The 25,263-nt window shown below is 39.3% G+C and carries 15 protein-coding genes; 5 read left to right on the top strand and 10 right to left on the bottom strand.

All coding sequences use genetic code 11. The features are described from left to right. Positions 1-9 precede the first annotated feature (9 nt). The 3 genes from FHT21_RS08355 to FHT21_RS08345 all read right to left on the bottom strand — a co-directional run bounded on the left by FHT21_RS08355 (position 10) and on the right by FHT21_RS08345 (position 5,499). The gene (locus tag FHT21_RS08355) at positions 10-3,108 is read right to left on the bottom strand and encodes a TonB-dependent receptor (RefSeq protein WP_243853916.1); all 3,099 of its coding nucleotides are present in this window, start codon (positions 3,106-3,108) and stop codon (positions 10-12) included. A 77-nt stretch (positions 3,109-3,185) separates the two neighbouring features. After that, the gene (locus tag FHT21_RS08350; protein WP_167294235.1) at positions 3,186-3,854 is read right to left on the bottom strand and encodes a DUF3826 domain-containing protein; all 669 of its coding nucleotides are present in this window, start codon (positions 3,852-3,854) and stop codon (positions 3,186-3,188) included. 10 nt (positions 3,855-3,864) lie between these two features. Then, positions 3,865-5,499: a fucose isomerase gene (locus FHT21_RS08345; RefSeq protein ID WP_167294234.1), complete on the bottom strand. Its 1,635-nt coding sequence runs from the start codon at positions 5,497-5,499 to the stop codon at positions 3,865-3,867. Positions 5,500-5,723: 224 nt separating this feature from the next. Here FHT21_RS08345 and FHT21_RS08340 point away from each other — a divergent pair, with 224 nt between their 5' ends. After that, positions 5,724-6,593 (top strand): AraC family transcriptional regulator, encoded by an 870-nt coding sequence (locus FHT21_RS08340; RefSeq protein WP_057935132.1) that lies wholly within the window; start codon positions 5,724-5,726, stop codon positions 6,591-6,593. Positions 6,594-6,852: 259 nt separating this feature from the next. On the opposite strand, the gene FHT21_RS08335 is transcribed toward FHT21_RS08340, so the two are convergent. The 7 genes from FHT21_RS08335 to FHT21_RS08305 form a co-directional block, all read right to left on the bottom strand. Beyond that, a complete protein-coding gene (locus tag FHT21_RS08335; RefSeq protein WP_167294233.1) occupies positions 6,853-7,785 on the bottom strand; it encodes a dihydrodipicolinate synthase family protein in 933 nt (310 codons plus the stop codon). A 57-nt stretch (positions 7,786-7,842) separates the two neighbouring features. Continuing rightward, a complete protein-coding gene (locus tag FHT21_RS08330; RefSeq protein WP_167294232.1) occupies positions 7,843-9,411 on the bottom strand; it encodes a sodium:solute symporter in 1,569 nt (522 codons plus the stop codon). 98 nt (positions 9,412-9,509) lie between these two features. Then, positions 9,510-13,142: a malectin domain-containing carbohydrate-binding protein gene (locus tag FHT21_RS08325; RefSeq protein ID WP_167294231.1), complete on the bottom strand. Its 3,633-nt coding sequence runs from the start codon at positions 13,140-13,142 to the stop codon at positions 9,510-9,512. Between the two features lie 3 nt (positions 13,143-13,145). Then, the gene (locus tag FHT21_RS08320) at positions 13,146-15,962 is read right to left on the bottom strand and encodes a glycoside hydrolase N-terminal domain-containing protein (RefSeq protein WP_167294230.1); all 2,817 of its coding nucleotides are present in this window, start codon (positions 15,960-15,962) and stop codon (positions 13,146-13,148) included. Between the two features lies 1 nt (position 15,963). Further along, complete coding sequence (locus tag FHT21_RS08315; RefSeq protein WP_167294229.1) at positions 15,964-17,550, bottom strand: glycoside hydrolase family 28 protein; 1,587 nt, start codon at positions 17,548-17,550, stop codon at positions 15,964-15,966. 209 nt (positions 17,551-17,759) lie between these two features. After that, a complete protein-coding gene (locus tag FHT21_RS08310) occupies positions 17,760-19,313 on the bottom strand; it encodes a glycosyl hydrolase family 65 protein (protein ID WP_208398893.1) in 1,554 nt (517 codons plus the stop codon). Continuing rightward, a complete protein-coding gene (locus FHT21_RS08305; RefSeq protein ID WP_167294228.1) occupies positions 19,313-22,048 on the bottom strand; it encodes a hypothetical protein in 2,736 nt (911 codons plus the stop codon). Before FHT21_RS08305 ends, FHT21_RS08310 begins: the two co-directional genes overlap by 1 nt. 267 nt (positions 22,049-22,315) lie before the next feature. Here FHT21_RS08305 and FHT21_RS08300 point away from each other — a divergent pair, with 267 nt between their 5' ends. The 4 genes from FHT21_RS08300 to FHT21_RS08285 are packed head-to-tail and all read left to right on the top strand — an operon-like array spanning position 22,316 to position 25,133. Beyond that, positions 22,316-23,080, top strand: a complete 765-nt coding sequence (locus tag FHT21_RS08300) for an SDR family oxidoreductase (protein ID WP_167294227.1) — start codon at positions 22,316-22,318, stop codon at positions 23,078-23,080. A 33-nt stretch (positions 23,081-23,113) separates the two neighbouring features. Next, a complete protein-coding gene (locus tag FHT21_RS08295) occupies positions 23,114-23,968 on the top strand; it encodes a fumarylacetoacetate hydrolase family protein (RefSeq protein WP_167294226.1) in 855 nt (284 codons plus the stop codon). 1 nt (position 23,969) lies between these two features. Beyond that, the gene (locus FHT21_RS08290) at positions 23,970-24,299 is read left to right on the top strand and encodes an L-rhamnose mutarotase (RefSeq protein WP_167294225.1); all 330 of its coding nucleotides are present in this window, start codon (positions 23,970-23,972) and stop codon (positions 24,297-24,299) included. A gap of 12 nt (positions 24,300-24,311) precedes the next feature. Next, positions 24,312-25,133 (top strand): amidohydrolase family protein, encoded by an 822-nt coding sequence (locus FHT21_RS08285; protein WP_167294224.1) that lies wholly within the window; start codon positions 24,312-24,314, stop codon positions 25,131-25,133. Positions 25,134-25,263 lie beyond the last annotated feature (130 nt).

The raw sequence follows: 25,263 nt of genomic DNA, 5'->3' as shown, positions 1-25,263 counted from the left end.
GGTACAGCATTACAGGCTTATATTTAATCCTACGGAGATGGTTCTGAGTGTAGGGTAATCATAAATGGTTGATGAATAAGGATCTTTGTAATCTAAAGGATTGATAATTGTCCACAGGTTATTACCCGTTAATACAAATCGCGAATCGGCAATGCCCAGTTTATTCATAAAATCCCTTGGCATTTTATAAGTTAACGTCATGTTGTTGATCCTGATCATGGTGCCGCTTCTTGCCCAAAATGTCGAATTCCATCCGGCAGCAATAGAAGGATCATCAAAACGTGGAAACGCTGCATTGGTATTTTCAGGTGTCCAATGGTCTTTCCAATAAGCCGGAACATTTATCGTTGTGCTTGCTGGAGCTTTAGATTTGGTATCAAAAAATGCTTTTCCACCAAAACGGGTTACAAAATTTGTATTCAAACTAAAGGCTTTATAAGTAAGGCCAACGTTAAAACCAACCCCAAAAGAATTAAGGCTTTTGAACATTAGCGCCTGGTCTTTTTCAGTGATTTTTCCATCGCCGTTAACATCTTCATAGTATAACCAGCCTACTTGTGGTACCGATCCGTTAATGGTATAGGTAGGGTATTTGTTCAATAAAGCATCAACATCGGCCTGTGTCCTCAACATTCCTTTCGAAATCAGTCCATAGTTTGAGGCATTGTATACATTTGGATTGGTACCAAACTGGTATTTAAGATCGGGATAAGTGGTATCCCACAATTGAAACTGGTTATAAAACATCCTGTCGATACGGCTGTTACCAAAACCGAACATGACATCTGTTGATATGCCGAAATCTTTACCCAACTTTGTGCGGTAACCTAATGTAATTTCGTGCCCCCAAGCTGTTCTCTGTTGATAATTTATAATTGGTGCTTCGAAGCCGGCATACATCGGGAAGTTTTCGTTGTTGCCTTTATCAAACATATCATAAGAATAACGGTGGTAAAATTCGTAGGTAATGTTTAGCTTATTGTTAAATAAGGCTGCATCTAAACCTAAGTTCATTGTGCGGGCTTTCTCCCAGGTAATATCAGGGTTTGGTAAAATTGATGGGTTCAGTCCACCATACATCGATTCGTTGTACGAATAGCCGTTCGGATCTACTTTATAGCGCGATTGCCATAAACGGGCATCCACGCGGCTTTCGCCTACCATACCATAGTTGGCACGGACTTTTAAATTGCTTACAAATTTTACGTTTTCTTTAAAGAAATTTTCCTGGCTGATTACCCAGCCCAAACCTAAACTTGGGAATAAGCCCCAACGGTTACCGGGAGCGAAATTTGAGGAGGCATCCCAGCGGCCAATGGCTTCCAATAAGTATTTCTTGTCAAAATCGTAGCTGAAACGGGTAATGAATGAACGCTGTACAGCTTCGCCAAAGGTATTTTCCTGCATGGTGAAGGTAGATTGGTCAAAGCCCCAATATTGGTTCACATTGGGCAATACCTGATTTCTCCAGTACACCGAAAGCGATTCGCTGTTATTTTCCGACTGATCGAAAGCAGCTAAAGCGGTGATGGAGTGTTTGCCGATCAGGCGGTTGTAACTTAAAGATCCTATGGCTTGATAGCTTGAAGCCATATCGTTACCTTTTAACAATAAGGTGTTAGCCAAACCAACCGCTGTAATAGCTGCAGTAGATTCGTTGGTATACAACAATCCGTTTTGACCGGTCATTTTGAAATTGTACACCGTGTACGGCGGAATATATTGACCACCACTACCACTCCTGTTGTTTTTACCGAAACGTACGCTGGCCGTTAAGCCTTTAATAAAAGAAGGGCTATAATTTAAGGCCGCATTGATATTTAAACCCTGCGATTTGCTGTAAATGTTATTTCCAGAATTGATAACAGCCAGTGGATTCGTGTTTCCATTGTAATTTACAGGTTTACCGTCAATCTGTATCGGTACCCACATTGGTGTGGTAATCAACTGCTGGAAAAAGGCCTGGTCGTTCTCCCCGCCGTTTTTATAGGTATCGCTGTTTTTCTTATTAAAATCGGTATTTAGGGTTACATCTGCGGTTAAACCTGGAAAAATCTTGGCATTCATGCCCGAACGGAAAGCGTATTTATTATAGGTAATGCCGCCGTAGTTACCAGTTTCATTATAATAATTACCACCAGCAAAAAAGGTTATTGTTTCCGAGCCACCTGAAATGTTGATGTTATGACGGTTGGTTGAGGCTACCTTCCAAAGTTCATCGAACCAGCTTCTGTTGGGATTATTTTTTAAAACCTCCAGGTCTGCATCCGAAAATAAGGCTGAAGTTGGGGCATTTTTGATTTTGTTGGCATCATTCAGTAAAGTAGCATGATCATAAGCGCTGAGCATTTTCACATCACTGGTATTATCCTGATAACCTACATAACCGGTATAGCTAATTTTAGGTTTACCTGCTTTTCCCCTTTTTGTGGTGACTAAAACCACACCTTTTGCGCCTGAGGCGCCATAAATTGCTGCCGAAGCATCTTTCAAAAAGGAAATATCTTCTACCATAGAGATATCGATATTGTCGAATTCATCGCGGGTTACGGTAATTCCATCAATAACGTAAAGTGGTTCGGAGGTAACGCCGTAGAGTTTCGATTGATCGGAAGCAGTTGAATTACGGATGTTTAATGTGATAGAAGAACCTGGTTTACCTGAAACCGTGTTAACGCCAACGCCTTGTATTTTGTTACGCAAAGCGGCTGCGATATTAGGTACAGGAAGATCCTGGATTTCTTCCGCTTTAATATTGGCCACAGAACCCAAAATCTCTGAACGCTTTTTGGCGCCGTAACCGATTACTACTACTGCATCATTATCTAAACTTTGACTGTCTTCAACCAGGTTGATTTCTAAAGTTGATTTGCCAGCCAGGGCAACCACCTGCCTAACATAACCCACATAAGAAAAAACGAGTACATCACTTGCCGGATCGGCAACTAAGGCAAATTCGCCTTTATCATTGGTACTTACATTGTTGGTTTTTCCACGGATACCAACGCTGACTCCGGGTATGGGCTGCCCGTCTTTTTTATCCACCACCTTGCCTTTTATCTGTTTTTGTTGGGCAAAAACGCTCGTAAAGGCACAAAGCAGTAGCATTAAAACCCATGGGGTTTTTCGTAAAGTTTTAAAGATCATAATAGTTTATTTGGTTAGTTTGTTTTTTTTATCTGATTTTAATTGGCTTCAGCCTTGGCTTTTCTCCTTTTCTCCCATTCTACTCCTTCTTTCTTCAGATCGTACCCGGCAGCTGATAAGTAATTGTTAATGCGTCCTTTGTATTTACCAAACCAGGCATGTTTTTTATCTGATGATTCTGCATCCATGGCATGCTCCCTCGCCTCAGTTAACCAGATCAGGATCTGTTTTTTCTGATCTGCGGTCAGCGTTAAAATTTCTTCCTGATAAGCTTTGTAAGTGATGGGCAACACATTATAGGTCATACCATTTTTAACCAGTTCCACCTGCTCATTAGTTAGTTGCGCAGAAAGTTTACTGATGTATTTTTTATGGAGTTTAGCCAATGATGCTTCTACCACACGGCCATCTTTTGCCAGTGCCGAATCGCGTTCCACTTTATTGTCTTTGTTTTTTTCTTTAATTGCTTTTACGCGGGCATCGCGTGCGGAATAAATATCATTTAAATTGCTATACTGATCTCTGATGATTACCGTCACTTTTTCGCTTTTCTTCGCATCGGTAATCCCAAGATTGGCAACAATTTTAGCCGAACGCTCGGTAATCATTTTGGTATAAGCTTCCTTATCTGCAACTGCGCTGCGCTGAGCAAAAATGGTGGTCATGCTCGAGAAAGTTAACAATAAGGCTAAAATTGATGATTTCATGTCTTTATATTTAAATTGTATTTATTTTTTTTAGATTCACATCCCCACAAAAATGCACTTTTAAGCCAAGTTCATCCATTGCAGCGGCTTTAATGCGGCAAGCTTCGTGTGCACCGGCTTCATAATTGGTATAAACCACCTGAATGTGATTGGCTTTATGTCTGGCCATTAGCTGATCGCGGCTTATACCTTTTAAAATGGCATGCATAATGGGCCATTCGGGTGTTGTTCCGTTCCAACGTCTTTTGGTTTCTTCCTCAGGCAAAGCTACTACTTCCCCAACGCCTAAATCGCAATGTAATTCATTATCCATTATATAAACACGGCTCCAAACAATGAACCCCGGTTTACTAACACCTTTTAACGATCCACCGCCTAAACGGAAATACATAGCTGGCTGCCTATCGCTGCTTGCTCCGGCATAACCATCAATAAAATGTGCAGGTGGTGCTGCTCCGGAGATTAAAAACAACCAAACAAAACCATTTACATCATCATTTTTGTAATATTCGCCCCAACGGATATCGTGAAGGGTGTTTTCTCCGGTCATTCCTAATTCTTTCCAAAGATTGTAGGTTACCAGGGCATCTAAACCTGCACATTCATCTACCTCGTTAAAATGCGGTAAAGCACGTTTTGGGTAAAGTTCTTTACCATCTACAGAAAATACTGGCGGCCGGCCTTCGTTATTTAACAAACCTTCTACCAGATCACTCGCAACGGTTAAATCTTTTAGGCCTTGCTGGTATTGTATCCCAATGGTATCGCAGCTAAAATCATCCGCTATTCTTACAGCTGCAATATACATTTTACACTGTTCTAGCGTTTGTCTTTTGGTTAACTGTGTTTCTTCTTCAGTACCCCAGTTAAAGGTCATTCCTTTTTGCAAAAGCCAGTCTAAAACAGCTTCTGCTTCGGCATCCGTTACCTGTAACATAGCCGCGTACAGCGCCGATTGACTTAAACGTTCTTTAAAAAAACCAGTCTTATGGAGTAATTCATCGGGAATGATAGCATTGTACATACCCATGCAGCCCTCATCAAACACGCCCATAATTACTTTACGCGCTTTTAAATTCCGGGCAAAGGTTCTTCCTATCTTGTCATCACCTGCTGGGATTTTACTGAGTGCAAAACCTTTCACATGACTCTGATCGTAGCTAATTTTACCAGTCGAGAGCCATTCCTGTAGTCCTTTAGTAAAAAAATCATCAGTAAAATCTTCACTCCATAAAGTACTATAAGGTATAGCTGCCTTGGTTAAACAACCATTTAGGTTTAACATGCCCACTAAACCAGGCCATTGGCCGCTCCAGTTGGCTACGGTTAATATTGGTCCACGATGTGTGGTAAGTCCGGCTAATACGTGATGAGAGTATTGCCAAACGCTTTCTGCTACAATTAAAGGCTGGTTGGGATCAATATTTCTAAAGATATCCATACCCATTCTTTGCGAATCGATAAAGCCATGTTTTTTTGTTGAATTGTATGAATGAGCGCGTTTAACTTTCCAGCCAAATTGTTCGATGGCCAAAGTTAATTTCCGTTCCATTTCGACTTGAGCAGCCCAGCAGTTTTGATTTGCCGAAAGCCGTAAATCTCCGCTAGAAACCAGTAGAATTTCGCCTTGTTTGCCTTGTCTCATGATTTATTAATGAACAAATAATTTATATAAAAATAATTTGTCAGTTTATATTTGGGTTACGCCTTTACGGCTATATACAAAACTCAACAATGAAAAACACTATTTCCTGATAGTTTTTATCAAATTAATATAGGATGTTATCATTAAACTCGCTAACTTTAGACCACTGTGGCATAATTTGTAGAATATTGTAATACAGTCCTAACCAAATATTTATTAGTTACATGAAACCTCATTTTCATAAAGTTCCAATTACCTTACAAAGTTCATTTAGCATCCGTCACGATATCAAACCTGACTTTGGAAATATCTGGCACTACCATCCTGAACTGGAATTGCATTATGTAATCAAAGGAGAAGGCGTTCGTTTTATTGGCGACAACATCAGTAATTTTGTGCCAGATGAGATGGTGCTTTTAGGTGAAAACCTGCCTCATACCTGGCGTTGTAAAGATGAATATTTCCAAAATAACCCCGATCTTACAACCGAAGCCATGGTGATCCATTTCTTACCCGATTGTTTGGGTAAATACATGCTTACTTTGCCTGAAGCTTACCTGATCCCTAAATTATTCGAAAAAGCCAAAAGCGGAATGGTAATTAAAGGGAAAGCTAAAGATAAACTGGTTGATTTAATGCGGGCTGCTGTTGATGCGACCAATTTGGACCGGATCATTATCCTTTTATCTATCTTAAAAACATTGGCAGAAACGGATGAATTTTCGACGATTGTAACGAGCAAAAATACATTCTATCAAAGCAATGAGTCTGAAACACTCCGAATCAATAAAATCTGTAATTATACCCTAAGTAATTATAAAAAGGATATTACATTGGAAGAAGTGGCTTCATTGAGTAATTTAAGCGTAACTTCTTTCTGCAGGTATTTTAAACTGATGACGAAGAAGACCTTTTATGATTTCCTGATCGAAATTAGGGTGAGCCACGCCTGCCGTTTCTTGATTGAAAACAAGCTACCAACCGAAATGATCTGTTTTGATTGTGGTTTTAATAATGTATCTAACTTCTACCGGCATTTTAAAAAGGTAACGGGGATGACGCCTTTAGACTATAAGAGGAAGTATTTGAATTAAGTATTTATTCAGACCTTATAGGTTTTTAAGACCTATAAGGTCCAGCAAAATAGATCCTGAAACAAGTTCAGGATGACGACCGCATTGAAAGATCGGTCGTCATTCCCGCGCAGGCAGGAATCTTAAAGCGTATTACATTACAATTGTTCAGAAGCTTTCATAAACACTCCATGGTTCCCAATCAGATTGGGTATGACGAACCGACAAAAATTACCAGCTAAAGAAATCCAGAAACAAATTCAGGATGACGACTGTACCACTATATAAAAATCTTAATATTTAAGTTATTGCGTAACAAGGTATAATCATCAAACAATGTTTCTACTCCTTTTACTATGCTTGGCGTAAACGAGCCTACATTTCTACGGGTAAAAGTCGAAATATTAAGCCCTCTCTTTTGCAGGAAATATTTCGATACTACTGGATAAACGTTATGCATTACGTCCATGTTATCGATTAAAAACTGTTGTACCACCTGTACTTCATCTTTAAAAGCTTCATCATTGTAATGGTCGCAAAGCCATACAATCAATTCTGGAAAGTAATTCCCCTGGATACAAGATAAACCTGAAGCTCCGGCTTTTAGCGATTCTACCGCATGTACGATATATGCATCGTATAATCCAAAAGTCTTACCTTCTGTCAGTTTGAGTTTTTCTTTAATCTGTACAAGGTCCAGGCAGGTGTCTTTATGGTAAATCACTCGATCGGTAGAAACAAAATCGGCTAATTGTTGTGGTTTTAATACTCTTTTATAAGGCACAGGGCATTCGTAAAATCCTAATGGAATTTTATCTGTCTGGTGTAAAAGATCGAATACCCTTTCGTTAAAAACCTCGTCAGTTTCATTTTCTTCGGCAAGTAAACTGCTAATTGCAATCACCGCTTCTACCCCCGCATCGCTTACTTCTTTCACAAAATCGGCCTGTTTGCTGATTTCCCCCCCGAAGGTCCCGGTAGCTATTACGGGTACTGCCCCATCTACTACTTTTATCACATGTTTTATGACCTGAATTCGTTCTTTACCAGTCAATTCAAACATTTCGCTCGACAGACAATTGGCAAATAAACCCGATGATCCAGCCTGTAAATAAATCTCTGTAAGCTGTGTAAGTGCCGGGTAATCGATGTTCCCGTTGCTTAAAAAAGGCATGAGCATTACCGGGATGAACCCTTTTTGTGAGTTTTCCATTATATTCTGATATGGTAAATTGTTCTATTTAATTGCCTGATAAAACCAGAATGGTTTTTAATGGGCTGTTTTAGTTTTTTCGTTTTTAATTTTCGTCAGGAAAAGTCCAGCTAAAAAAATGGTTAAAGTGCCGATCACGATAATCATGTTTTTATGTAAAGGATTTCTAAAAACTTCATATTCTGGAGGAAGAAGTGAAGAAAATGTCATCCATATAATTACGGCAATGCCGATTGTTGTTGCTGTTATGGCTTCATGGTTTTTAGTTTGCCTACTGATAATACCCAAAAGGAATAGCCCCAACATTCCTGCCGCAAAAATACCTGATAATTCCCACCAAATGTCTAAAATGCTTTTTACGCCAATCATCGCAATACCAGCAATCATACCCAACAAACCAAAGCCAATAGTGGCCAAATGTAACAGTGATAAATTCTGCTTTTCGGTTACATCAGGCTTAAAATATCTTTTATAAATATCAACCGAAAACACTGTTGCTGAAGCGTTCATTCCAGAGCTTATGGTACTCATTGCCGCAGATAAGATGGCTGATACAATTAAACCAACCAAACCTATAGGGATTTTAGTCACCATAAAATGTGGCATAATTTTGTCGCCATAATCTGATGGCAGTAATGTATGCTGTACCTTCAACACCTCTGCTGCCGAAGCATGTAAGGGCAAACGTTCTATCGCCACCTGGTGTTTTATCGACTGCACCAATTCTGGATTGATTTCGTAATAGGCGTACAAGCAAGATCCTATAATAAAAAAGAGCAATGATGCCGGGATATATAACCATACGCACAACCAGATCGATTTCGAAGCTGCTTTACTTGATGATGCCGTATGGTAACGCTGGATGTAGTTTTGGTCCATTCCGAAGTTATTCAGATTGATAAAAAAACCATAAAGTAACACCACCCAAAACGATGATCCTACAAAATCGAGCTTAAAACTGCCAAGGCTAAATTTATCAGCAGATTTCCCGATTTCTACAACCTTCGAAACTCCTCCCGGCATATTCGAAATGATTAAATACAGAATGAGTAAGGCACCAAATGTTTTCACTACCGCTTGTACCACTTCTGTCCATATTACCGCTTCAATTCCTCCTAGAACGGTATAAACAATGATACAAATGCCCATTACAATCATAATCATCTGCATGGAATAACCTGTAAGTGCCTGTAAGCTCAGGGCAATACCGAAAAATATCGATCCCATTCTGGCCAGCTGCGTTAATAGGAAACAAATAACTGCATATACCCTTGCCCATGCACCAAAACGTTTTTCTAAATGGGTATAGGCCGATATTTCGCCAGTATTCCTATAAAATGGAACAAAATATTTTGAAGCGATCCATGCTGCTAGCGGCATCGAAATGCTGAATACAAATGCATTCCAATTGCTCCCGAAAGCCTTACCGGGCACCCCTAAAAAAGTATTGCTACTTAAAAATGTTGCATAAATAGATAAACCTATCGCCCATCCGGGGATCAGGCCCGAAGCTTTTGTAAATTGCTCGGAGTTCTTATTTTTCCTCGAAAAATAAACCCCAACTAATATCATTCCAACAAGATAAATGAAGATGATTGCAAGATCGACTACAGGAAGTCCTTTCATTATTTGTTGGCTCGTTTATTAATTTGGTTAAAACAAATATGCATGACTAAATATCAACATTAATATAAGATTTTGGCCACATATTGTACCATCTTATCTTATTGAACATCTAAAGCATCAACTGCCAGTCCTTTGGTTTCTGTAGCAATCAATTTGAGTTTATAAGTCCCGGCATTAATCATGCTGCCGGTATTGGTACTGAGGTAATTCCATTTTCCGGTTTTAGTTGGTGCAAATTCAACCATTTCTGTTTTCATTAATGTACCATCTGCCGATAAAAATTCCAGTTTGGCTTTCAAGGGCTGATCGGACGGATTATGGTATTTTAGAGTTAAGGAATAGGTATCGGCAACACCAACTGATAGCTGCCAGGTTAAGCTCCCTTGGCTCATCGCATTAAAAATTACACGCTGTTTATCCATTAAAATTGCTTTCACAACATCTTTACCTTCTAAAATAGCGTCAGTAGCTTTGTAGGTTGTGGTGGTTTTTAAATCATAAGCGGGTTGTAAATGGCTAATGGGCAATACAAAAACGGTTGCCACTCTACTATTAAAAATGATACTTTCGTTGGGAATAAGTCTTTTGCGATAAAGATCAAACGTTTCATCATTGCTGTTGCTCAAAGTGGTTTTAGTATTTTCAAATCCTTGCGGAATACTACTTTTTTTATTCAGCGCAATAAAAGTGTCAACACTATCGGTAGCCGTAAATTCGATACTTTCCTGTCCTCTTGAAGCTTTTAACCATTCTGCACCATATAAATTTGAAGGTAAATGGGTAAATGATGATTTCTCCCCTTTAAACTGCTCTTCTCCAATATCGAGCCAGCTGTTTAATTCAGCATTTTTTATTTTTGTTAAAAGCGAATTACTTGCTGATGCAGGTTTAATATTTTGATTTAAACTAGCTATGGCAATGCCCGAAATAACTGCCTGACCCACTTTCACCTCAGGGAAGTTAATATCCAAAAAGCCACCTTTGATTGAAGCTTTAATTGTTTTTTTCAATAAAGTGTTACTACCCGCTTCTTTCCAGATATCTAAATCTTTAATAACGGTTTTGCCATTAAATGCCACATCAAATAAGCGCATGGCTTTGACATCAAAACCTCCGCCAATACCCAGCCAAGGTTCTATAAAATAAAGCTCAACCAGATATTCGCCGTCAGGTAGCGGAAAGTGATATTTCAACTGATTTCTGCCATATCTGAAAGTCTGAAAAAGCTTCCAATCTTTGGTGCCATTAATGGGTTGAAAAGTACGGCGTTGACTGGCGAAAAAATCAGGTATACCCGAGAAATTAGCAGTCCATGAGGTAGAGCCAAAGTTATCAGGAGCGCTTAAATTCCTATCTGCAGACCATTTATTCCCGTTGGCATCTATATAATCACCACCACCGCAGTTTACGCGGTACACATAATTATATCCCTGAGATGGTACTGTTAATTTTTTATCCTTGATTAAAGTGTCGAAATTTGGACTTTTAGGCAGATTTTGCAATACCATTTGGTCTTTAGCTACAGCTTTTCCGTTCACGTAACCTACTGCATATAATACATTATATTGGATATCAGGCTTGTTCCATTGGAAATGTGTACCGATTGCACCACGTTTTCTTCTGCCTAAAGATTTGCCGTTTACATCATTAAACAGTTCCACTTCATCGCAGTTAGAATAAACCACAACACTATCTTTTATACCTGGTTTGTTCCAACGGTTTGGCCAGGTATGCGAAACAATATATACCATAGGCTCAGTTTGCTTTGGGGCATAATTTGCCCTGAACATGTAGAATACATCCGTAGGCTCCTCCCAAGGTGTAAACATGCCCTTGTAATTTATCGGGCCTACCCGATCTAAATCTCTTAATCCCTCGCCACCTTGCACCCTTCCAGGGTTATCATGCGAGCTATACAGCCAGAAAAAATGACCAGCGGTTTTATCTTTTACCGATTCGGCCAGGCGAACTTTTGTTTCCATCAGATCAGTCATTTTATTTTCGGTATAACCTTTACCATTGTCATCTGTATCATGAAGATCAATCGTTCGCCAGGCACCGTATTCGCCAACCAAAACCTGTCTCTGAAGATCTTCGCCATAAGTTAACGGATTACCACCATAGGTGCCGGTCCAGTTTTGAGGAACATCCCAATCCGTTCCTTTTCCGCCGTTACAAGTAGTTACTTTTCTTTGTGATGAAGCTGTCGGATCTAATTTTCTAATCAGCTCTGTGCATTCCTTCGCGAAATCTTCAGGCAAAGTACTTTCGTTTTCCAAGCCCCATAACACCACTGCAGGACTGTTTCTGCGTTCTTTTACCCAATCTGTTAAAAGTGCTTTAAAGTTTTTTCTGAATTCTGGTGTATCATACCAGATATGTGCGGCCATTTGGGTCCAGCATAAAATCCCTTCTTTATCCCAATAATCAGAATACAATAAGTTATGTGGTTGATGTGCATCACGGAAAGCATTAAAACCTGCAGCTTTAATTTGCCTAACTCTCGAACTGATCTGTTCGTTACTAAAAGCATGGCTCTGACCAATTAAATGCTCATATTCAGCAATCCCATTAATAAAAACAGGTTTTCCGTTCAATAAAAACTGTTTCTGACTGGCCTGATTGCCCATCCGATAGCTATCGGATGGCCAGCTGATCCACCGGATGCCATAGGGCGTTTTCAGTTCATCTACAATTTTTCCATTCTCTATAATGGTGGTTTGAAAAGTATAGCGATATGGATTTTCCAACGACCAAAGTTTTGGACTGATGATCTTGTCAGTCTGCTGGTCGATCTGAATTTCTTTCCCGGCAGGAACAACAAGAGATTTTGTCAGCTCTTTAATCTGTTTTCCATTCAGATCTAGCAATCTGTTTACAACGCTTATATTTTTAGGCTTTAAACTATAATTTTTAACCGTAGTACTCAGATTCAGAATGGCCGCCTTTTCTGAGATTTGATTATCGTTCCAAATGTGGATACCAAATGGTTCAACGCGGATATCATTAGTCACAATTAAGTGAACCGGACGGAAAATCCCCATGGGCTGCGAACCTTCTGAAAAACCGCGTTCGGTAGAGCAGCCGCCATCAACCCAGGGTAAATCTTGGATATTTGCGGGATGATCAGCCCGAACTGCCAAGATATTTTCCTGATTATTCAATTTAATTGCGGCAGTAACATCCAAAGTAAAAGTTGTTCGCCCGCCAGCATGGTAGCCCACTTTTTTACCGTTTAACCAAACTGTTGCATACGAACCTACGCCTTCGAAATACAGAAAAAACCGTTTTCCAACCTTAATTTCGTTGGTTTGAAATGTTTTTCGGTACCAGGCATAACCATGTTTATTGCCATGAAGTTTGCGTTGATAGCCTTCGTATTGATCCCAGTTATGTGGAGCATTTACTTTTTTCCAGTTTAAGGTTTTGTAGCTAACCAGCTGAAAGCCATCAAAAGCATTTTTGTTTTTCTCATCGGCAATGCTGAGCCAATTGGCGTTTAGTAAAATATCTTTTCTGGTTTGCCTTTGTGCATAAAGGGGATTGGCTCTATATATGATGAAGAATAACAGCAATAAAAACAACTGTTTAAATTGAATTCTTTTTGGTTCGTGGTGACACGAACCAAGGTGTATGCGGCAAAAAATATTTGAAAAATTAACTTTAAATAAGTCTTTTGTAAAGGAGATTGCTTCGTCGTTCCTCCTCGCAATGACGATTTTATTATCCATATTTTATAGCAATTTCAAATCTCCGTTCAGTTTATAACTTTCACCAGCTTTAGTTCTAAGTAGAACAACTGAATTTTTATAACGTAGCTGACAATTCCCACCTGTTTTAGATTTTACTATAAGTGAAGTAAGCATGCCCTTATCCCAGGTTAAATCCAGCTCAAAGCCACCTCTGGCACAGAGCCCTTTAATTTCGCCATGCGGCATGGCTGTTGGTAAAGCCGGTAAAATATCCAGATAACCCTGATGGCTTTGCACAATCATTTCAGCGATTCCGGCTGCACCACCAAAGTTTCCATCTATTTGGAAAGGCGGATGCGCATCAAAAAGATTCACATAAGAACCTGCGCCATTATTAGCAGGTTTCATTAACATTTTTACCAGTTTCATGGCATGATCACCATCTTTAAACCTGGCCCAGAAATTGATCTTCCAGGCAAGACTCCAGCCTGTAGCATCATCTCCCCGATACAATAAAGATTGTTTTGCTGCTTGCATCATCTTTTCGTTACTATCCCAGTTAATATCATTTCCAGGATACACACCCCATAAATGAGAAACATGGCGGTGTTTACTTGCGGTATCGTCTACATCGGTTAACCATTCTTGTAACTGTCCGTATTTGCCTATCTGATTTGGTGCCAGCTGTTTAACTTTTTCAGCTAGCGATTTTCTAAATTCCGCATCTACATTAAGCGTTTCGGCAGCTACTATGCAATTTCTGAAAAGCGATCTGATAATCTGGTGGTCCATTGTTGGGCCAGCCACTAAACCACCATTTTCAGGCGAATTAGATGGCGTACTGATCAACCAGCCAGTTTTAGGATCTTTCACTAAAAAATCTTCATAAAACAAAGCAGCTTGTTTCATTAAAGGATAGGCTTCACTTTCCAGAAACTTACGATCTTTACTAAATTGATAATGCTCCCATAAATGCTCACTTAACCAACCACTTCCACTTACCCAAATACCATGATTTGAAGCATTGATGGGCGCTGTTCCATTCCATAAATCGGTATTGTGATGTAAAACCCAACCACGGGCATTGTAATATGCTTTTGCCGTTTCGGCTCCGGTTTTCGCCAGTCCTTTGATTTTGTTGAAAAGCGGCTCGTTTAAGGCCGATAAATTGAGAATTTCAGTTGGCCAGTAATTCATTTCGAGGTTAATATTGGTGGTGTACTTGCTTCCCCATGGTGGTGTAAGCAAATCGTTCCAAATCCCCTGAAGATTGGCTGGCTGAGTATCGGGTCTCGAACTGGAAATCAACAAATATCTTCCATACTGCATGTACAGTGCTGCGAAAGCAGGATCGTTAGCCGTTGCAAATTTTGTTAATCTTTCGTCTGTGGGAAGGTTCTCATTATCTGATCGGCCAAAATCGACACTAAAGGTGTTATAATAGCTTTGATATTCTTTAATGTGCTTCTGTTTGATTTCTGTGTACGATTTACCTTTTAATCCATTCAAAGCTTTAATATTAGCAGTTGCGGGGTTCCCAGATACATCTTGTGCATTGATAAAATTGGTTCCGCCTGTCAAATAAAGTGTCACTTCATCTGCCTGATTGATGCTAATTTTGCCATTAATCATTTTCACAGATCCATTTTTGATTAAAGCTGTTAATCGGCTTTCTCCCTTAATCGCGCCATCCTTAACCTGAACAGATAAAGCAATTACATTATTTCCTAAAGCGTTTACGGATGATTTTCGGTGAGCACTGGAAAGTTCAGCATCGAAACTGATAGATGCTTTTTTATCGGCCGTTAAATGGATTACAATGGCTTGGTTTGGCTGACTTGCAAAATACTCACGCTGATAATTTACACCATTTATAGTATAAGTTGTTTGTGCAACGGCTGTGCTGATGTCCAAAGACCGTTTGTAATTAGTAACAACAGATTTGGTCTGCTTGAAATATAGGTTCAAATCTCCAAAAGGCTGATAACTTCCCTGGTATTGTGGAACGGCTGGCGGATTTTCATCCTGGATTTTATATTTCCAATCTTTAACTAACGAAATGCCCTGCTCCATACTTTCGCCAACAGGATAAATACCAATCTTTTTTGTACTGTCTTTATAACCAGCCAATCCGCCTTTGTCGAAATAATTAAGCACCTGGATGGCAATCACATTTCTGCCTTTTTTAATCAGCTTTGCTGGAATGGTGTATTTTCTGGGCTCCGTATTATCGGTATTGCCAACCAGTTCGCCATTGATATAGGTAAAATCTTGGTCTCGGATACGGTTAAGATCGAGTATAAGATCTTTTCCAGTCCAGTTTTCGGGCACATCAAAAGTGGTCCTGAACCAAACGGTGCCGTCTAAATTGGCTAAGCCTACCGTTTCCCAACCTTCATAGGCAGGTACTTTTATGGTTTTCCAAAGTTTATCGTCAAAATTTGTAAGCGCAGGATTGCCCTGAATGCCTTTGCCGGCTTTCATTTCATTTACCCAGACTTTCCTGTCGCCTGAGCTACTTTGCAAGCCCATAAAATGTTCTTGTGCTAAAGCCTCAGCTGCTGCCTGTTTCCCTTCAAAAAGTAATTTTCTGATCTCTGGCAGGTATTGATAGGCGCCTTTTCGGTTATAATCCCTGGGTTTGCCCGTCCAAACGGTTTCTTCGTTAAACTGGATATGATCAACAGCCGTTCCGGCGAAAATCATGGCGCCCAATCTGCCATTCCCTATTGGTAAAGCATCCGTCCACTTTTCTGCAGCCTTATTGTACCATAACGTATGGTTGTTTTCTTGTGCAAAGCTGCTAAAATGAGCAGTCAATATTAAAAATAATGTACTTAATAAAAGTTTAAACCTCATATTATTGTCCTTTATCGCCTGAAATAATTTCGATGTTACTGTTTACTTCCTTCTCCTTTTTAACGGCCTCTTTCACTCGTCTAAAATTATTATTTCCTAAGTATATATTTTTAGTCTCGGCCCCGCTTAATTTCAAATAAGTAACGGTTTCTTTCGTTGGGAAAGCATTGTACAGGAACAGATCAGATACATTAGTGATATCAATTACAGCGGCATTGGCATGAGGTTTATTACTTTTTAAACCATCAACAATTAAATTATTCACCTTTAATGCCTTTATCGATGCACCTAATTCGGTATTCACCGTTACGTTATGAAACTCAATATTACTGGCATTATTAATAGAAAAACCAGTTTTGGCATCCATATTAATATCATTGAAGGTAATATTATCGATAGGCATTTCTTCTAAACCATTTAAATAACCTGCCTGGTTAACCTGACCGGTGATATTGCTGAAATGGATATTTCTAAAGATAGGAGTTCGATCAGAAACAGCTTCTATATTTGTTTTTGCATACTGCATATCCAACACAATAGCCTGATCTTTAATGTTTTTCATGATAATATTACTCACTCTGATCTCTTCAACAACACCGCCTCTTCCACGGGCTGTTTTAATGCGGATCCCCCTATCTGTTCCGTCGAAGACACAGTTCGAGATGGCTATTTTACGTACATCACCCGACATTTCACTACCAATAACCACGCCTCCATGACCAGACAGCATGGTACAATTTGTAATCACATAATTTTCTGCCGGAATGGCCATTTTTCGTCCTGGTGCATCTTTGCCCGACTTGATCGTGATACAATCATCTCCTACACTGATGTGGCAATCTGAAATGTGCACATTTTTACAAGACTCAGGATTTATCCCGTCTGTATTCGGCGAATGGGGATTGTTAATGGTAACGGCATGAACCTTAACATTTTCGCAGAACTCGGGATTTACGGTCCAAAAAGGCGAATTGCGGATGGTTATCCCATCGATCAGCACATTTTTACAGAACATGGGTTGTATAAACGGCGGACGAAGAAAGCCACGTTTCATTTGTTTAGGATCATCTGGCAAAATAATATCTTTATTTAAGCCCTCAAAAATAATTTGCCATTTAGAACGTGCTTGCCCCTCTTTATACCCTTCTACAAAATCCCACCACTTTTTACCATGTCCATCAATTATCCCCCGACCAATAATGGAGATATTTTCTACTTTATAGGCATAAAACAAGGGCGAAAAACTGGTTACATCAACACCTTCGTAACGGCTTTTTACCATGGGTAAATAATCATCAAAATTATCGCTGAAATGCAATTCGGCACCTGCATCAATCAATATGGTAATGTTGTTTTTTAAATGTATAGCACCAGTTAGGTATTTTCCGGCCGGAAAATAAACGGTTCCGCCGCCAGCTTTTGAGGCCGCTTCTATTGCATTTTTAATTGCTGTCGTCGCCAGTTTACTGCTGTCGTTTTTAGCGCCGTATTTAACTACGTTGTAATAAGACTGGGATTTTGCAGTTAAGCCGATACCAAAAGCAAGGATGAAAATTAAAGCTTTAATGATGTTAATGGAATGTTTCATTTGGTTATATTTTTTTGTCAAGCCTTGGTTCGTGTCTTCACGAAACAAGATTTTAAGTTTCGGTCTGTGAGGACACAGACCGAGGATTTTCTGTTTTAAAGATTGCTTCACTCTTTCCGCATTTCAACGCTTCAATTCGCAATGACGATCATGCTTGCGCCCGTTTCCGAACGAGTGCAAAATAGTGTTACGATTTTATCGTTAAACAATTAATTCATTTGAACTTTTAAAGGCTTTAAATCCTTTCCTTTATAAATCTCTTTACCATCCACAAACACCAACAATCCTTTGCCCTTATTATATTTTTTTCCGGTTTTATCCCACAAAATAGTCAACGTTTTATGGTGATACGAAACTTGATCTAACATGAACCAATCCCACTGGTTTTTAGGGATTAAGGGGAATATTTCAAGCACATTATCCTGACGTGGTTTTATTCCGATCAGGTCATTGATGATTAGATCATTAAAAGTAGAATGATTGTAAAAACTGCTCCTTGGATTATCACCTTTTAACCATTCTCCGGTTTTTTCATCCTGATACTCACCTATGTAAGGTTTTCTGTTTTTAACATGAGAAGCAGCATACTGGTACAGTTCCTGGTAAAAGACTTCAGCAGTCATTTTACCATGTTTTTTATAATTGGTTAACAGATTGGCCAATCCTTTTAACGTTTGTGAGCTGGCAAAAGGCCAAAGCGCTCCATCCCATTCGCAACTGTGCCCTGTTCCCCTTGTTCTGAATGTTGGGTTTCTTCTTTCAGCCGTGGTTAAGCCCCAGGGCGCTTTAAATCCGGCAGTATCCAATAACTGATCCCAGGCTTTTGCATACTTTGACTGATCATCGGGTAAGTTAAATTCCCATGGTGTAAAACCGATGGCTTCTCTAACATCCGATGAACCTCCTTTGGCTTTTCTTGTTTCAAAAAACGAGGAAGCAGCATTCCACAAACTATCCTGAACCAGCTTTTTGAGTACAGTTGCTTTGTTTTTGTATTTGTCAGCTAAGGTTTTATCGCCTAAAAGAACTGCAATTTTATCCAAAGCCATGGCATTGCCGTACATATAACTGTTTATGGTTGGCCGTTGGTTCTGGTCTCTACGTGAACCACTGATCGATTCTTCCATGCCATCTTTCACATCATTTTGCCAGAACAGGCCGTTTTTAAGCTGCCTTTCAGATTCCCATTTGCTATAATCTTTATCCAAGGCAGGCAAAATTTCCTTCAAAAATCCCTGATCAGGCTGCACCAGATAATTCTGATAGACAGCATCATCTACCCAGCTGCTAAATTGATGGAAACGTTGTTTCGTTTGGCCAACATCAGCATAGTAGAGCCAAAATTTAATGTAATCTTTTAAATAAGCATTGTCCTTTAACCACCTGCCTTCGTAAATATGATGACCTAATGCGCAGCTGATGGAATTGTATTTCCCTGCATGTTTAACCGGTTCGATAAACTCAGTAAAAATGAATCCTTCAGGAGTCTTAACCAGGTGTTTGCGGTAAGTCCACCAGCGGTAGTAATAGTTTTGCTCCAATACCGAATCGGGGCATTCGAACAAAGGTATCTGCTCAGCTAACCATGTAAAGGCTTCAGCATTGGGCACAAAGTTTTTAACCGCCTCGGTGTCAATAGAATTGAAATATGTCACATATTTCTTCAGCTTTTCAGTACCCAGGATTGATTTCTGCTGTGCAAAGCCCGTGATTGTCAACACCGACAATGCTGCTGTTGCAATTAAATTTCTTGTATTCATCATTATTCAAATAACCAATCGATATCTTTTCCTCTACCATCTAAACCTGCATTAAAAATCCGCAGTTCCTGTTTGTCATCAATAAACCCTAAAACCAGGCAGGTCCCTTTACCTAAATTTAAAGTATGTGTTCCTGCAGGGAAAGAATAAGCATGAACATTTACCGGTGGAAAGCCATAAGGCACCAACGCATTCGATATCTTGATTTCAGATTGTCCATAGTTATTGGCACTCGCATCTGTTTCCAACTGTGGAGGAGCAAGATATTGAGGATCTTTCTGATTAAAAAAGCCTATCAGCAGTTTTACAGGTGCTTTGGTGCTGAATTTAATTTCCGTTCCAATTTTAATTTGCTTTTCCTTTGTCAGTTTAATTCCCTTTAAACCTAGTAACTGCGCTGCAACTTCTTTAATCTTAATTGCAGTATCTGTAAAAAGCTGTGCATCTTTGGCTACCACATAACTTTCTGTTTCGTTTAAGACTTTAATATCGGCAGTTTTATAAGGTATAATTGCAGCAACTGTTCCCTGTTTTGTTGACTTTAGAGAATCAATGCTATGTTTAAAATGATCAAGTTCTTTATTAAACACAGGCAACATCTCTTTCCAATGGATAAAAGTTTTATCTACACCACGCATCGGGATTTTCCGTTGTTTGGTTTGCATGCTATTGGCGTACAGGTAACTGTGTTCAGTTAATTTAACCAGTTTAGCATAATGATCTACGCTTTTTTGAAGAAAAGGCAATGCCTGTTCTAAATCGGATACCTGGTTCGAATTTTTATACCGCAGTATCCATAAGGCTGCCCTAACTTTTTCTGCATAAAAATTAGCCATTTCATCATAACAGTAGATATCATTTCTAAGTCGCTTAAACTCTGCAGTATCTTTTGTTATGCTGGGTGCAGCCTCATTAATAGATTGAATGGCTTTTTTGCCATGTTCAACCACTTCGCGTGCTACCTGAACTGGCGTTTCTCCAATATGGCCTTGTTTCTTCCACTCTCTTTCAGCGTATTCGATAATCATTTCGCCTTCTGGGGCTTCCGATTCGTACATTAACGTAAACAACCCGTAACGGAACGGATTAATGAGCTGAGTCATCAACATGCCTAGGGTTAACGTTTGTCGATTGCCATCGGTAATGCCGTACCTACGCAAAAGTTTGGGTGATATTTCACCCGATTCTTCATAGGCATTCAGAATAGCTTTACCTCCAGTTAAATTAACACCATATTTATTAGCCAGCTCATTTGCCCAATAGTTAATTTCTTCACTACGTTCTCTTTGCGAATTCCACGAATATCTTGCCCATTCCTTGTACCAGATCCAATCGCGGTCTACTTCCAATAACCTTCCTTTTACATCATCTGCAGCATATGGCCAGTCCCAATAACTGGCTTGAGGATACAAATGCAAACCTTTTGCACCATAAATCTTGTTCATTGCCTGAACTGATTTCTGAATAAAGTCTGCCGAACCATAACGAAACGGCTCTAGATTAGCTAAAATATGGACGTTTGAAATGTTGATAGTGCCAATCGCAGCTAATTTCCTGTTTAAATCAGCCCATGCTCCACGCGGTGTGTAAGTAGTTAAAGCCTCACCATTAAACTTATTTTCGGTATATAAATTTTTATATAAAGGTAAAGCAGCTTTCATCACACTTGGTGCGTCAGTATCATGTGCACGAAGTACAATCGGAGGTTCTTCCTTAATGCCAGCTGCTATTAATCCATCTTTAACCCCTGGGATAATTGTTTTGGTAAACCAATCTATATCATCCTGCCCCACGCCTTCCATTGCTTCGCCTAAAGCCACCATTAAGCCTACATTCGGATATTTCTCGACAAATGAGGCGATCGATTTACGGGTATAATCGGCAATTAAAGGAATAATCGGACGGTTTCGATCTTGTGTTTTTAAGCCGTGTTTATCGGCAAAGGGTTTTGGAATAATAATATTGTAAAACATCTGAATCACCCATATACCTCGTTTATCGGCCTCCTTAGTTAAAAACTGGAAGATTTCTTCATTCTTTTTTAAAGTAGCATCATCAACCTCTACTGCATAAGGATAATCTTTTAAGCGCAGCAACGACGAAAAAGGATGTCCATTCCATAAATAAAGTGAATTATAGCGGTTCTCGACCATCATATCCAGGTACTTGATCCATAAAGCTTTATCGTAAAGCCATGGGAAAGTTTCTGGTGTATAGGGATATTCATAAACATCATGTCCGGGCAGGTAATCTGGTTTCTGTAGACCGACACAAGTACCTCTCAATACCATTTCTGGCTGGTCGGAAAATGCCAGCTCCGTAGGTAATTTACCTGTGCTATTGATCTGATCAGCCAGTTCTATACATCCGTACAGCGCACCCGATGCATCATTCCCAATTACATAAAACATTCCGTTTTTCCCTGTATAGATATGAAAGCCTTCTTTTTTTGCCGTTGAAATCTTATTTTTAATCTCTGCTGGAAGATTATTGACAAAAAGTTTATCTGAAAACACCCCAATTGCAATAACATTGTTATTTGCAGCAAGTTTATCCTTTTGTTCGATTTTGGTTGAATAATCCAACTTCACTAAAGCTTTTGATAGCTTTTCTGCGCCAAAACGCACGCGAACATGATTTTCCGTAGAAATTACAATTGTTTTCGGCGCCCGAACACTGGCATTAGAAAATGATATCGATAGAAAATAACAGGAAATAAAAATCAGAAAACTTCTCATTCAAATTGGCTCTAATAACAAAACCCATTTGCTAGGTTTATATGTAATATTTGGTTAATATTTATTTTTAAATATAAATATAATATTCAAATATAAGTAATAATGCTGATCGGCTTTGTAAAATTTATGCAAGGTAAGGCTATTGGAATATCCAGAATGACGTATGACAATATCTGTTAATATTTAGGCAAGAAGATAAAATTTTTAATCAAGAATATTTATTTTATTTGTATCCTAATCAATTATAATTTATAACCAATCATATACATGTTTTCACTAAAAAACAAAAAAGCCGTAGTTACAGGCGGGGGAAGCGGCATAGGAAGAGCTATTGCAACTATTTTAGCCAAACAGGGTGCTGAGGTTCATATCATCGAATTGGGAACCGAACAGGCTCAGGATACTTTAGGTGAAATTAAAACAAATGGCGGTGAAGCTTACAGTTATGCTTGCGATGTTTCAGATCACCAGGCGGTTAAAGCCGTTTTTGAGCAAATTGGAAGCATCAATATTTTAGTAAATAATGCAGGTATTGCACATATTGGCAAAGCCGATACCACTGAAGAAAGCGATTTCGACCGGATAATGCGTGTAAATGTTAAAGGTGTTTACAACTGTTTGTATGCCGCTATTCCGCAAATCCGTTTAGCTGGTGGTGGTGTAATCATCAATATGGCTTCTATTGCCGCATTAGTTGGCTTACCAGATCGTTTTGCCTACAGCACAGCAAAAGGCGCTGTAAAAGCCATGACCATGAGCGTGGCCAAAGATTACATCGGTGAAAATATCAGGTGTAATTCTATTTCTCCGGCAAGGGTGCATACACCATTTGTAGATGGCTTTTTACAGAAAAACTACCCGGATAACATCTCTGAAATGTTTGAGAAGTTATCTAAAACACAACCTATCGGCCGTATGGCTAAACCTGAGGAAATTGGTGCGTTAGCTTTATATTTATGTAGCGATGAAGCCGCATTTATTACCGGTTGCGACTACCCAATTGACGGCGGATTTACAACATTAAACAATTAATAAATATTTTTAAATACGATAAAGCGTTTTATAATGAAATTAATAAGATTTGGCGAAGCAGGAGCAGAAAAACCCGGTGTAATTATCGGCGATAATTATTTTGATGTATCTGCATTGGTTAGCGATTATAACGAAGCATTCTTTGGTGGCGATGGCTTAGAAAAACTTAAAAAAGACATCGAATCTGCTGATTTGCCTCAGGTTGATAAAGGTGTACGCCTTGGTCCGGCTTTGGCACGCCCTTCTAAAATTATCTGTGTAGGTCTAAATTACAAAGACCATGCTGCAGAAACCAATGCGCCAATCCCCTCAGAGCCGATTTTATTCTTTAAAGCTACTTCTGCCATAGTTGGCCCAAATGATGACTTAATTATTCCTAAAAACAGTAAAAAAACCGACTGGGAGGTAGAATTGGGCATTGTTGTGGGTAAAAAAGCGAGTTATGTTTCCGAAGAAAATGCTTTGGATCATATTGCAGGTTATGTGTTGCACAACGATTATAGCGAACGTGAGTTTCAGATTGAAAGAAACGGCCAATGGGTAAAAGGAAAAAGCTGTGATACTTTCGCGCCGATCGGGCCATTTATTGCTACACAGGATGAAATTGCCGACGTGCATAACTTACGCCTTTGGTTAACTGTTAACGGTAAAACATTGCAGGATGGTAACACTTCAAACCTGATTTTCAATGTGCCGTTTATGGTTTCATATATCAGTCAGTTTATGACCCTTTTACCGGGCGATGTAATTACAACGGGTACGCCTGCGGGTGTTGGTTTAGGCCAAAAACCTGAGCCTTGGTATTTAAAACCTGGAGATGTAGTGGAATTAGGTATTGATGGTTTAGGTACCAGCAAGCAAACTGTTAAAGCTTACAGCGAAAATTAATATGAAAAGATATTGCCTGGCACTCGATCTGGTTGATGATGCAAAGCTTATTGAAGAATATAAGCAATACCATCAATCAGTTTGGCCTGAAATTAAAGAAAGTATCAGCTCGTCTGGCATCGAAAATCTGGATATATACCACACTGGTAATAGGCTGTTTATGATTATGGAAGTGAACGAAAGCTTTTCTTTTGAAGCGAAAAGCGCTGCTGATTTAGCCAATCCTAAAGTGCAGGAATGGGAAACCCTCATGTGGAAATTCCAGCAGGCTCTACCTGGTGCCAAACCGGGCGAAAAATGGATCTTAATGGACCAGATATTTAAACTTTAGTGCTTTTTTAATATGATTGATACCCACGTACATTTTTGGAATTTTGACTCGGTTAGAGATAACTGGATTAATGACGATATGCAAATCATCCAAAAAGATTTTTCTCCTGAAAACCTGGTGGAGCCTTACAACAATCTGCATATTACCGGATGTATTGCTGTGCAGGCCAGTCAGTCTGAAGAGGAAAACCATTTTCTCTTGAAATTGGCAGCGCAGAGCGAAATTATAAAAGGTATTGTGGGTTGGGTTGATTTGCTTAACCCCAATCTGGATGAACGTTTAAGCTTTTGGCAAAATCATAAAACTATTAAAGGCTGGCGACATGTCCTGCAGGCCGAGAACCGCGATTTTATCCTTAATCCGGCTTTTATTACAGGTATTAAGCGGTTAAAAAAGTACAATTATACTTACGATTTGTTGTGCTACCACAATCAGTTGGAAGCCATTATACAAATGGTTGATCAAATTCCCGATCAACCATTTGTATTGGATCATTGCGGCAAGCCGGATGTAAAAAGTCAGGATTTGAAAGTGTGGGCAGAAAATATTAAAACTTTGGCTGCCAACCCAAATGTATTGTGTAAAGTATCTGGCCTGTTAGCCGAGGCTGACTGGAAAAACTGGACCGAAAAAGAGTTGTTTAACTGCTTCGATGTCATATTTGAACAGTTTGGCCCTGAACGGTTAATGTATGGTAGCGATTGGCCGGTGATGTTAATCAGCAGGCCTTACCAAGATTGGTTTGATTTGGTAAATAAGTATACAGAACGGTTTACGGTTGCTGAAAGAAAAATGATCTTTTCTGATAATGCGAAGAGATTTTACAGCCTTTAAAGATTGCTTTTTACGCTGCCAGAGCTAATACCTGGTGCCTAAATTCTCCAAAAAACGAAATATAGCCGATAGTGCAGGACGGAGATTACAACATATTGTGTTAGTTTTCGATTTTTAACATGCCTTCAGC

It is taken from the genome of Pedobacter sp. SG908 (assembly GCF_011759615.1).
Classification (GTDB): Bacteria; Bacteroidota; Bacteroidia; order Sphingobacteriales; family Sphingobacteriaceae; genus Pedobacter; species Pedobacter riviphilus.
The sequence above is the reverse complement of the archived record's forward strand: the minus strand, read 5'-3'. Positions and strand labels throughout refer to the sequence as shown.

Coding starts and splice junctions, on each gene's coding strand:
- FHT21_RS08335 (WP_167294233.1), bottom strand. CDS start 7,785: ATGGAAAACTCACAAAAAGGGTTCATCCCGGTAATGCTCATGCCTTTT.
- FHT21_RS08315 (WP_167294229.1), bottom strand. CDS start 17,550: ATGAAACATTCCATTAACATCATTAAAGCTTTAATTTTCATCCTTGCT.
- FHT21_RS08320 (WP_167294230.1), bottom strand. CDS start 15,962: ATGAGGTTTAAACTTTTATTAAGTACATTATTTTTAATATTGACTGCT.
- FHT21_RS08310 (WP_208398893.1), bottom strand. CDS start 19,313: ATGATGAATACAAGAAATTTAATTGCAACAGCAGCATTGTCGGTGTTG.
- FHT21_RS08295 (WP_167294226.1), top strand. CDS start 23,114: ATGAAATTAATAAGATTTGGCGAAGCAGGAGCAGAAAAACCCGGTGTA.
- FHT21_RS08290 (WP_167294225.1), top strand. CDS start 23,970: ATGAAAAGATATTGCCTGGCACTCGATCTGGTTGATGATGCAAAGCTT.
- FHT21_RS08355 (WP_243853916.1), bottom strand. CDS start 3,108: ATGCTACTGCTTTGTGCCTTTACGAGCGTTTTTGCCCAACAAAAACAG.
- FHT21_RS08345 (WP_167294234.1), bottom strand. CDS start 5,499: ATGAGACAAGGCAAACAAGGCGAAATTCTACTGGTTTCTAGCGGAGAT.
- FHT21_RS08340 (WP_057935132.1), top strand. CDS start 5,724: ATGAAACCTCATTTTCATAAAGTTCCAATTACCTTACAAAGTTCATTT.
- FHT21_RS08330 (WP_167294232.1), bottom strand. CDS start 9,411: ATGAAAGGACTTCCTGTAGTCGATCTTGCAATCATCTTCATTTATCTT.
- FHT21_RS08305 (WP_167294228.1), bottom strand. CDS start 22,048: ATGAGAAGTTTTCTGATTTTTATTTCCTGTTATTTTCTATCGATATCA.
- FHT21_RS08350 (WP_167294235.1), bottom strand. CDS start 3,854: ATGAAATCATCAATTTTAGCCTTATTGTTAACTTTCTCGAGCATGACC.
- FHT21_RS08300 (WP_167294227.1), top strand. CDS start 22,316: ATGTTTTCACTAAAAAACAAAAAAGCCGTAGTTACAGGCGGGGGAAGC.
- FHT21_RS08325 (WP_167294231.1), bottom strand. CDS start 13,142: ATGGATAATAAAATCGTCATTGCGAGGAGGAACGACGAAGCAATCTCC.
- FHT21_RS08285 (WP_167294224.1), top strand. CDS start 24,312: ATGATTGATACCCACGTACATTTTTGGAATTTTGACTCGGTTAGAGAT.